Source organism: Pseudomonas multiresinivorans, from assembly GCF_012971725.1.
In the GTDB taxonomy this organism is placed as follows: domain Bacteria; phylum Pseudomonadota; class Gammaproteobacteria; order Pseudomonadales; family Pseudomonadaceae; genus Pseudomonas; species Pseudomonas multiresinivorans.
The window spans coordinates 110670-119949 of sequence record NZ_CP048833.1 but is presented as its reverse complement, the minus strand read 5'-3'; the positions used below and the strand labels follow the sequence as shown (position 1 = coordinate 119949).

Annotated in this window: 10 protein-coding genes; 7 read left to right on the top strand and 3 right to left on the bottom strand. The window is 65.5% G+C overall.

Annotation, left to right across the window (positions count from 1 at the left end; all coding sequences use genetic code 11):
• The first annotated feature begins 4 nt into the window (after positions 1-4).
• The 3 genes from G4G71_RS00535 (at position 5) to G4G71_RS00525 (ending at position 1984) form a co-directional block, all read left to right on the top strand.
• Positions 5-490 (top strand): chemotaxis protein CheW, encoded by a 486-nt coding sequence (locus G4G71_RS00535; RefSeq protein WP_169934990.1) that lies wholly within the window; start codon positions 5-7, stop codon positions 488-490.
• A gap of 7 nt (positions 491-497) precedes the next feature.
• Positions 498-1298 carry an AraC family transcriptional regulator gene (locus tag G4G71_RS00530; protein ID WP_169934989.1) on the top strand — a complete coding sequence of 267 codons (801 nt, stop codon included), beginning with the start codon at positions 498-500 and terminating at the stop codon, positions 1296-1298.
• 74 nt (positions 1299-1372) lie between these two features.
• Positions 1373-1984: a LysE family translocator gene (locus tag G4G71_RS00525; protein ID WP_169934988.1), complete on the top strand. Its 612-nt coding sequence runs from the start codon at positions 1373-1375 to the stop codon at positions 1982-1984.
• 161 nt (positions 1985-2145) lie between these two features.
• On the opposite strand, the gene G4G71_RS00520 is transcribed toward G4G71_RS00525, so the two are convergent.
• The gene (locus tag G4G71_RS00520) at positions 2146-2865 is read right to left on the bottom strand and encodes a 16S rRNA (uracil(1498)-N(3))-methyltransferase (RefSeq protein WP_169934987.1); all 720 of its coding nucleotides are present in this window, start codon (positions 2863-2865) and stop codon (positions 2146-2148) included.
• Positions 2866-2944: 79 nt separating this feature from the next.
• Positions 2945-4348: an adenosylmethionine--8-amino-7-oxononanoate transaminase gene (locus G4G71_RS00515; RefSeq protein ID WP_169934986.1), complete on the bottom strand. Its 1404-nt coding sequence runs from the start codon at positions 4346-4348 to the stop codon at positions 2945-2947.
• A gap of 191 nt (positions 4349-4539) precedes the next feature.
• Between G4G71_RS00515 and G4G71_RS00510 the strand changes: the two genes are divergently transcribed.
• From G4G71_RS00510 to G4G71_RS00500, 3 genes are all read left to right on the top strand, one after another.
• Positions 4540-6027, top strand: coding sequence for a flavin monoamine oxidase family protein (locus G4G71_RS00510; RefSeq protein ID WP_169934985.1), 1488 nt, complete (start codon positions 4540-4542; stop codon positions 6025-6027).
• A 176-nt stretch (positions 6028-6203) separates the two neighbouring features.
• Positions 6204-6758: a cytochrome b gene (locus G4G71_RS00505; protein WP_169934984.1), complete on the top strand. Its 555-nt coding sequence runs from the start codon at positions 6204-6206 to the stop codon at positions 6756-6758.
• Positions 6759-6786: 28 nt separating this feature from the next.
• Entirely contained in the window at positions 6787-7362 is a 576-nt protein-coding gene (locus tag G4G71_RS00500) for a YceI family protein (RefSeq protein ID WP_017520144.1), read from the top strand.
• Positions 7363-7413: 51 nt separating this feature from the next.
• Here G4G71_RS00500 and G4G71_RS00495 read toward each other — a convergent pair whose 3' ends face one another.
• Positions 7414-7848, bottom strand: coding sequence for a MarR family winged helix-turn-helix transcriptional regulator (locus tag G4G71_RS00495; RefSeq protein ID WP_045212926.1), 435 nt, complete (start codon positions 7846-7848; stop codon positions 7414-7416).
• 270 nt (positions 7849-8118) lie between these two features.
• Between G4G71_RS00495 and mexA the strand changes: the two genes are divergently transcribed.
• On the top strand, positions 8119-9276 hold the full coding sequence (gene mexA / locus G4G71_RS00490) for a multidrug efflux RND transporter periplasmic adaptor subunit MexA (RefSeq protein WP_169934983.1): 1158 nt from the start codon (positions 8119-8121) through the stop codon (positions 9274-9276).
• Positions 9277-9280: the final 4 nt, after the last annotated feature.

Genomic DNA, 9280 nt, shown 5'->3' with positions numbered 1-9280 from the left:
CCCGATGAGTGATCTCCCCGTCGCCAATGCCGGCGTTGCCAATGCCGCCCCCAGCAGCCTGACCGGCCTGCTGGTGCCGCTGGCCGACCGCAACCTGCTGCTGCCCAACGTGGCCGTGGCCGAGCTGATCACCTACCGCGCCCCGCACCCGGTGGACGGCCTGCCGTCCTGGTACCTGGGGCAGGTGGCCTGGCGCGACCTGCGCCTGCCGCTGCTGTCCTTCGAGGCGGCCTCCGACGGCCAGGCCGAAGTCGGCTCCGGCGCGCGGGTGATCGTGGTCAACGCCCTGGGCGGCCGAGCCAATGTGAAGTTCTTCGCGCTGCTGGTGCAGGGCATCCCGCGTTCGCTGAAGGTCGGCAGCGACCTCAAGCGTCTCGACGTGCCGCTGGCGCCGCTGGAGCTGGACGCCGTTGACCTGGGCGACGCCCAGGCGCGCATCCCCGACCTGGCCGCGCTGGAGCAGAAGCTGGCCGACTCCGGCCTGATCTGAGCCGGCCATGAACGGTGGCCTGCGCCTTGCCCAGCTGGGGGATCAACCCGGCTTCGAGGTCGCCGGCGCCACCCTTGGCGGTCACCGTTTCGAGCGCCACAGCCACGACGAATTCGTCATCAGCGCCAACCTGCGCGGCGAGGAAAGCGTCTGGCTGGATGGCCGCACCTTCGACGCCGGCCCCGGTTGCGTCACCTGCTACAACCCCGGCCAGATCCAGGGCGGCGGCGTTGCCGAAGGCCAGCCCTGGCAATTTGTCAGCCTCTATGTGGCCCCGGATCAGTTGGCGGCGATGCTCGGCCTGCAGCGCCTGGAGTTCGAACGCCCCACCGGGCGCCTGCCGGCCCTGGCCGGCGCCATGGCCGATGCGGTGGAGCGGGCGCTGGGCGACGACACCTTCATTCGCCAGCGCGGTGAGGAACGCCTGACGCTGCTGCTCGCCGAGATCGCCCGTGCCATGGGTGTGCGCCTGCCGCAGCCTGCTGTCGAGAACGGTGGGCGGATCGCGGACCTGCAGGGCTGGCTGGCGGCTGACCTGGCGCGGCAACCCAGCCTCGACGAGATGGCGAACTACATCGGCCTGTCGCGTTTCCACCTGCTGCGCAGCTTCCAGAAGCAGGTCGGCCTGAGCCCCCGGCAGTGGGCAATGCAACTGCGCACCCGCCGCGCCCAGGCCTTGTTGCGCGCCGGCCTGCCGGCCACCGAGGTGGCCCACGAGCTGGGCTTTGCCGACCAGAGCCACCTGAACCGGCACTTCCGCGCGGCCTATGGCGTGGCGCCGGGCAGCTTCCAGCGCGCCCTGCGCTGAGCAATCCGGTTCAAGTGCGAGGGCCTGTGCCCAGGCAAACTTGCCTCAACGTCACCCTGTTCGAGAGCTGATCCATGACCCTGTTCTTCGCCGCGCTGCTGTTCGGCATCGTCTTCTGCCTGTCTCCTGGCGCCGTGCTCGCCGAAACCCTGCGCCGTGGCCTGAAGGGCGGCTTTCGCCCGGCGCTGCTGGTGCAGTTCGGCTCGCTGATCGGCGACGCGGTGTGGGCGCTGATCGGCCTGACCGGGCTGGCGCTGTTGTTTGGCCATGAAACCTTGCGCCTGCCGCTGACCCTGGCCAGCGCCGCGTACCTGGCCTGGCTGGGTGTGCAGAGCCTGCGTGATGCACGCGAGGTCGGCGTGGTAGAGGAGGGGGACACTGGCGAGCACCACGCCGGGGCTTTCGCGTCCGGAGCCATGCTGTCGCTGTCCAACCCGAAGAACATCGTCTACTGGGGCGCGTTGGGCGGCGCCATGGCCGGATTGGTCGATGGAGTGCCTTTGCTGGCGGATTCGCTGGTGTTCTTCGCCGGCTTCATGACTGCCTCGGTGCTCTGCTGCTTCCTCTGCGCGGGGCTGGTCGACTGGTTGCGGCGCAATGCCTCGCCGCGCTGGCACCGGGTGAGCCATGCGCTTTGTGGTGTGGTGTTGCTGGTGCTGGCGGGATTGGCGTTGCGGGGAATCTGAGTCGCTGGGAGTCTGGGCTGTTCGCGAGCAAGCTCGCTCCTACGAAGAGCACAGCCTGCTTACCGGCGCCTGTAGGAGCGAGCTTGCTCGCGAACCCGCATGGCATCGAAGTTGCCGGCTTACCCTCTCTCTTCGAGAGCGGGCCGGCGCGGAGCCTCGACCTAGAAGTCGCCCCACAACTGCTGCGCCACACTCAGCGCTACCACCGGAGCGGTCTCGGTCCGCAGCACACGCGGCCCCAGTCGCGCGGCATGGAATCCAGCCGACTTCGCCTGCTCCACTTCCGCATCGCTCAACCCACCTTCCGGGCCGATCAGGAAGGCCAGGCTCGCTGGCTTGTCATGGCTGGTCAGCGGTTCGGCCACCGGGTGCAGCACCAGCTTGAGCTGCGCTTCGCAGCTCTCCAGCCATTCGGCGAGGGTGACCGGTGCATTGAGCACCGGCAGCACCGAGCGGCCACATTGTTCGCAGGCGCTGATCGCCACCTGGCGCCAGTGGGCCATGCGCTTGTCGGCGCGTTCGTCCTTCAGTCGTACTTCGCAGCGCTCGCTGACGATCGGGGTGATTTCGCTGGCGCCCAGTTCGGTGGCTTTCTGGATCGCCCAGTCCATGCGCTCGCCACGGGACAGGCCCTGGCCGAGGTGCACGCGCAGCGGCGACTCGGCCTGGCCGGCGAACGCTTCGCGCAGCTCCACGCGGACGTTCTTCTTGCCCACTTCGATCAGCTCGCCCAGGTATTCCTGGCCCGAACCGTCGAACAGCTGCACGGCATCGCCAGCGCTGTGGCGCAGCACGCGACCGATGTAATGGGCCTGGGCTTCGGGCAGCTCGTGCTGGCCGAGGGAGAGCGGGGCGTCGATGAAGAAGCGGGAGAGGCGCATTTTTCAGGGCTACAGGCGGCAGGCTAAAGGCGCACTAGTGTATCGCCTGCAGCCTGTCGCCTGAAGTCTGCCGCTGCTTTCAGCCCGGATCGCGGTGATCGGGGAAGCGTTCGCTGACCGCCACGCTCACGCTGTCGCGGGTGGCGATGTCGATGCCTTCGCTGGCGACCTCGGCGAGGAAGTCGATCTGCTCAGGGGTGATGATGTACGGCGGCAGGAAATACACCACGCTGCCCAGCGGGCGCAGCAGCGCGCCGCGTTCCAGGCCGTGCTGGAAGACCTGCAGGCCGCGGCGCTCCTGCCAGGGATAGGCGGTTTTCGTCGCCTTGTCCTGGACCATCTCGATGGCGAGGATCATGCCGGTCTGGCGGATTTCCGAAACGTGCGGGTGGTCGGCCAGGTGCGCGGTGGCGCTGGCCATCTTCGTCGCCAGGGCCTTGTTGGCCTCGATGACGTTGTCCTGCTCGAAGATGTCCAGGGTCGCCAGGGCGGCGGCGCAGGCCAGCGGGTTGCCGGTGTAGGTGTGCGAATGGAGGAAGGCGCGCAGGGTGCTGTAGTCGTCGTAGAACGCCTGGTAGACCTTGTCGGTGGTGAGCACGGCGCTCATCGCCAGGTAACCGCCGGTCAGCGCCTTGGAGAGGACGAGGAAGTCCGGGGTGATGCCAGCCTGTTCGCAGGCGAACATCGTGCCGGTGCGGCCGAAGCCGACGGCGATCTCGTCGTGGATCAGGTGCACGCCGTAGCGGTCGCAGGCCTCGCGCAGCAGCTTGAGGTAGACCGGGTGGTACATGCGCATGCCGCCGGCGCCCTGCACGAGCGGCTCGACGATCACCGCCGCGACTTCCTTGTGGTGTTGCTCCAGCGCCTGCTCCATCGCGGCAAACATCGTCCGCGAGTGCTCTTCCCAGCTCACGCCCTCGGGGCGCAGGTAGCAGTCGGGGGTCGGTACCTTGATGGTGTCCATCAGCAGCGACTTGTAGGTCTCGGTGAACAGTGCCACGTCGCCCACCGACATCGCCGCCACGGTCTCGCCGTGGTAGCTGTTGGTCAGGGTGATGAAGCGCTTTTTCTCCGGCTGGCCGAGGTTTTGCCAGTAGTGGTAGCTCATCTTCAGCGCCACTTCGATGCCGGCCGAGCCGCTGTCGGCATAGAACACCCGGGAGAAGCCGGCCGGCGCCAGGCGCAGCAGGCGCTCGGAGAGTTCGATCACCGGTTGGTGGCTGAAGCCGGCGAGGATCACGTGCTCCAGCTGGTCGACCTGGTCCTTGATGCGCTGGTTGATGCGCGGGTTGGCGTGGCCGAAGACGTTGACCCACCAGGAGCTGACCGCATCGAGGTAGCGCTTGCCTTCGAAGTCCTCCAGCCAGATGCCCTCGCCGCGGCGGATCGGGATCACCGGCAGGCGCTCGTGGTCTTTCATCTGGGTGCAGGGGTGCCACAGCACCTCGAGATCGCGCTGCATCCACTCGGCATTCAGGCCCATGGCCGGCTCCTTAAATTGATGGCTCTTCTGACGGTCGGCTCGCTCTGGTCGGCAAGCCTATTCAATGCTCCTGAGATGAACAAGGACACGTCCTACGACACATGTTGTAGGCAGCCGACCAAGACAGCTATTCGGCATTCGGGCGCTCACGTATGCTTCGCGCCTTTGCACCAATTCGGGGAAGTCTGGCGATGAAAATGGGATGGCTGCGCGCTGCCGCGCTGCTCGCTCTGGGCGTGTTCAGCGTAGTGGCGCTGGGCAAGGACAAACAACCGACCGCCATCGTGGTGGGCGGCGGACTCGCCGGCCTCTCCGCGGCGTACGAGCTGCAGCAGGCAGGCTGGCAGGTGACCCTGCTGGAAGCCAAGCCGCAGGTGGGCGGCCGCTCGGGCCTGGCCACCAGCGAGTGGATCGGCAACAAGAAGGCCCAGCCGACCCTCAACGGCTACCTGGACACCCTGAAAGTGAACTCGGTGCCGGCACCGGAGTTCGTCCGTACCCCGAGTTACCTGATCGACGGTCTCTACTACACCAGCGCAGACCTGAAGACCAAGATGCCGGCCGTTGCCGCCGACCTTGAGCGCTTCGAGAAGTCGCTGAACGATTTGTCCGCCTCCATCGACGACCCGCTCAACCCGCTGGCGAACAAGACCCTGTTCGCCCTCGACCAGCTCACCGCCGCGCGCTGGCTGGACAAGCTGAACCTGTCGCCGACCGCGCGCCTGCTGGTCAACCAGCGCATCCGTTCGCATTACGACGAGCCGTCGCGCCTGTCGCTGCTCTACCTCGCCCAGCAGGGCCGTGTGTACCGCGGCGTCGACGACCGTGATCTGCGCGCCGCACGCCTGCCCGGCGGCAGCCAGGTGCTGGCCCAGGCCTTCGTCAAGCAGATCAAGACCATCAAGACCAACGCCAAGGTCACCGCGATCAGTCAGGACAAGGACGGTGTGACCGTCAAAGTCGGCCCCACCGGCTACAGCGCCGACTACCTGGTACTGGCCGTGCCGCTGCGCGCCCTGGGCAATATCACCCTGACCCCGGGCCTGAACGAGAAGCAGCTGGCGGCGCTCAAGGGCACCAACTACGGCTGGCGCGACCAGATCCTGATGAAGTTCAAGCGCCCGGTGTGGGACGACAAGTCGCGCCTGTCCGGCGAGATCTACAGCGACCAGGGCCTGGGCATGATCTGGGTCGAGCCTGCGACCAAGGGCGGCGCCAACGTGCTGATCAACCTGTCCGGCGACAATGCCCGCGTGATGCAGGCTTTCGGTGATCGCCAGCTGTCGGAGCAGGTGCTGATCCGCATGAACAAGTACTACCCGAAGATGCGCGGCGCGTACGACGGCTATGAAATGCGCCGCTACAGCACCGACGTCGGAACCGGCGGCTCCTACCTGGCCTATGGTCCGGGCCAGATCAGCCGCTTCTGGCGCGTCTGGGAAACCCCGGTTTCTCGCGTTGCCTTCGCCGGCGAGCACACCGATGCACTCTATCCGGGCACCATCGAAGGCGCCCTGCGCAGCGGCAAGCGCGCCGCCAGCCAGGTCCGCGACCTGTACGCCGGCAAGACCCCGGTGCTCGAAGGTGCGGCGCTGGTTGCCGACAGCAAGCCGGCGGCCAGCGACAAACCGGCCGAAAAAGGCGAGAAGAAGGGCATCATGTCCTGGCTGCCGTTCTGAGCCAACGCGCTCCATCCACAATGCCGGCGAAAGCCGGCATTGTCGTTTCTGGCTCTGGAACGGCCGTTTCAGGAGATGACCTATCTTGTCAGTCGATGTTTCAAAGCAGATTTTTCTGCTTTTCTTCGATGGATTAGCCGCTAGTCTTGAATTCCCGTTTTCAAGGATGTGTATCGATGCAATGGCGTAATTCCCCCGCACGCTACGGACTGGTCAGCCTGTTCCTGCACTGGGGCAGCGCGCTGGTGGTCTTCGGCCTGTTCGGCCTGGGCCTGTGGATGCGTGAGCTGGACTACTACGACACCTGGTACCACCGCGCCCCGGAAATCCACAAAAGCATCGGCATCCTGCTGGCCATCGCGCTGATCGTTCGTGTGCTCTGGCGCTTCATCAGCCCGGCGCCGCCGACCCCGGCCAACCACGGCCAGATGACCCGCCTGGCGACCAAGCTGGGTCACCTGGCGCTCTACGCGCTGCTGTTCGCGGTGATCATCGCCGGCTACCTGATCTCCACCGCCGAAGGCAAACCCATCAGCGTGTTCGGCTGGTTCGACGTGCCCGCCACCCTGAGCGGCATCACCGACCAGGCTGATATCGCCGGCGCGATTCATCTGTACCTGGCCTGGGCCCTGGTTGTCCTGGCCGTGCTGCACGCCCTGGCGGCGTTCAAACACCATTTCTTCGACCGCGATGAGACGTTAGTCCGCATGCTCGGTCGTGCCGCGAAATAACACCTCACCCCAAAGGGAGATTGCTTCAATGCTGAAGAAGACGTTCGCCGCTCTGGCGCTGGGTACCGCACTGTTCTCCGCTGGTCAGGCCATGGCCGCGGACTACAAGATCGACAAGGAAGGCCAGCACGCCTTCATCGAGTTCCGCATCAAGCACCTGGGTTACAGCTGGCTGTATGGCCGCTTCGACGACTTCGACGGTGCCTTCACCTTCGACGAGAAGAACCCGTCCGCCGACAAGGTCAAGGTGACCATCAACACCAACAGCGTGAACTCCAACCACGCCGAGCGTGACAAGCATCTGCGCAGCCCGGACTTCCTCAACGTCTCGAAGAACCCGACTGCGACCTTCGAATCCACTGCCGTGAAGGCCGATGGCAAGAATGCCGAGATCACCGGCAACCTGACCCTCAACGGCGTGACCAAGCCGGTCACCATCAAGGCTGAACTGATTGGCCAGGGCGATGATCCGTGGGGCGGCTACCGCGCCGGCTTCCTCGGCACCACCACCCTCAAGCTGAAGGACTTCAACATCCAGCGCGACCTCGGCCCGGCTTCCCAGGAAGTCGAGCTGACCCTGTCGGTCGAAGGGGTGCGTCAGTAAGACGCAGGATTGCGAAAACGCCGGCGAATGCCGGCGTTTTCGTTTGTGGCGCTAGTCTGCCCGGCCCTGCAGGCACTGCCGCAGAAGCTGGGTCAGAGTGCGTTGCTCCTCGTCGTCCAGCGGCGCGAACAGACTGTCATGGGTCCGTGCGAGGATGGCCTGGGTGCGCTCGTCGATACGGCTGCCGGCCTCGGTGAGGAACAGCTGGAAGCTGCGCTGGTCGTCCGGGTTGCGCTCCCGGCGAACCAGGCCGAGGGTCTCCATCTCGCGGATCTTGCGGGTCACCAGCGCCTTGTCGCGGCACATCTTGCGCCCCAGGCTCTGCAGGCTCTGGCCCGCGTCGGCGCCGATCAGCTCGAGCAGGCGGATGTCCGGCGGGGTGAGGTCGATGCCCTCGGCGCACAGTTCGTCCTGGAGGCTCTCGCGCAAATGGTCGAGCACCTTCATCAGGGTCTGTGGCAGGTCGGGATTCAGGGTGTGGGTCATCGGCTCGGTCACGGTAAACCTTGTGTAAATCAGGTTGATCAGCTCAACCATTTTTTCGTATTTTAGTTGATGTTATCAACTTTGTTCGTCGCCGCGACTGCCTTGCGGGAAACCTACTGCGATATCAGCCTTTGGCTAAAACGTTTCAGTAGTTTTCCCTCAGGGCTTTCGGACGTTTACAAACACAGCTGAATGTAAGTATTTTTGCCAGCTTTTCCGGACCGGCAAGCCCACAGCCAAACCGGATGCTTTGCTCACGAGGACAACGATATGCAACGAAAGCCAGCCATGCGCGCCCTGGTCCCGGCCCTGCTCGTCGCCATGGCCACTCTTGCCGGCTGCGATAAAGCCCAGGCCCCGCAGGAGAAGCAGATCCCCGAAGTCGGTGTGGTGACCCTGCAGCCGCAGGAAGTGACCCTGAGCACTGAACTGCCGGGTCGCACCACCGCGTATCGCATCGCCGAAGTTCGCCCGCAGGTGAACGGCATCATCCTCAAGCGCCTGTTCAAGGAAGGCAGCGACGTCAAGGAAGGCCAGCAGCTGTACCAGATCGACCCGGCCACCTATGACGCGACCCTGCAGAGTGCCCAGGCCAACCTGGTGTCCACCCAGCAGCAGGCCGAGCGCTACAAGGAACTGGTCAAGGACGAGGCGGTGAGCAAGCAGCAATACGCCGACGCCCAGGCCGCCTACCTGCAGGCCAAGGCCACGGTGGACAGCGCGAAGATCAACGTGCGTTACACCAAGGTCTACTCGCCGATTTCCGGCCGCATCGGCCGCTCCAGCGTGACCGAGGGCGCCCTGGTGCAGAACGGCCAGGCCACCGCACTGGCTACCGTGCAGCAGCTGGACCCGATCTACGTCGACGTTACCCAGTCTTCCACTGCGCTGATCCGCCTGCGCCGCGAGATGGCTGCCGGTCAGCTGGAGAAGGCCGGCGAAAACGCCGCCAAGGTCAAGCTGTACCTGGAAGACGGCTCCGAATACCCCATCGAGGGCAAGCTGGAGTTCTCCGAGGTCTCGGTGGACCAGGGCACCGGCTCGGTGACCGTGCGCGCCATCTTCCCCAACCCGAAGAAGGAACTGCTGCCGGGCATGTTCGTCCATGCGCAGCTGGAGGAGGGCATCAAGAAGCAGGCCATCCTCGCGCCGCAGCAGGGCGTCACCCGTGACTTCCGTGGCATGGCGACTGCCCTGGTGCTCAATGGCGAAGACAAGGTCGAGCTGCGCACCCTCAAGACCGAGCGCACCGTTGGCGCCTACTGGCTGGTCAGCGATGGCCTCAAGCCCGGCGATCGCCTGATCACCGAAGGCCTGCAGTACGTCCAGCCGGGCGCCCAGGCCAAGGCCGTACCCGCGAAGAACGTGGCGCCCACCGCTGGTGCCGCCGACAAGCCCGCCGCCGCTGAACCGGCCAAGCAGGGTTAATCAA

What these genes read in the sequence shown, in the direction of transcription:
- G4G71_RS00535 (WP_169934990.1), top strand. Translation starts at nt 5, where the DNA reads ATGAGTGATCTCCCCGTCGCCAATGCCGGCGTTGCCAATGCCGCCCCC.
- G4G71_RS00530 (WP_169934989.1), top strand. Translation starts at nt 498, where the DNA reads ATGAACGGTGGCCTGCGCCTTGCCCAGCTGGGGGATCAACCCGGCTTC.
- G4G71_RS00525 (WP_169934988.1), top strand. Translation starts at nt 1,373, where the DNA reads ATGACCCTGTTCTTCGCCGCGCTGCTGTTCGGCATCGTCTTCTGCCTG.
- G4G71_RS00520 (WP_169934987.1), bottom strand. Translation starts at nt 2,865, where the DNA reads ATGCGCCTCTCCCGCTTCTTCATCGACGCCCCGCTCTCCCTCGGCCAG.
- G4G71_RS00515 (WP_169934986.1), bottom strand. Translation starts at nt 4,348, where the DNA reads ATGGGCCTGAATGCCGAGTGGATGCAGCGCGATCTCGAGGTGCTGTGG.
- G4G71_RS00510 (WP_169934985.1), top strand. Translation starts at nt 4,540, where the DNA reads ATGAAAATGGGATGGCTGCGCGCTGCCGCGCTGCTCGCTCTGGGCGTG.
- G4G71_RS00505 (WP_169934984.1), top strand. Translation starts at nt 6,204, where the DNA reads ATGCAATGGCGTAATTCCCCCGCACGCTACGGACTGGTCAGCCTGTTC.
- G4G71_RS00500 (WP_017520144.1), top strand. Translation starts at nt 6,787, where the DNA reads ATGCTGAAGAAGACGTTCGCCGCTCTGGCGCTGGGTACCGCACTGTTC.
- G4G71_RS00495 (WP_045212926.1), bottom strand. Translation starts at nt 7,848, where the DNA reads ATGACCCACACCCTGAATCCCGACCTGCCACAGACCCTGATGAAGGTG.
- mexA (WP_169934983.1), top strand. Translation starts at nt 8,119, where the DNA reads ATGCAACGAAAGCCAGCCATGCGCGCCCTGGTCCCGGCCCTGCTCGTC.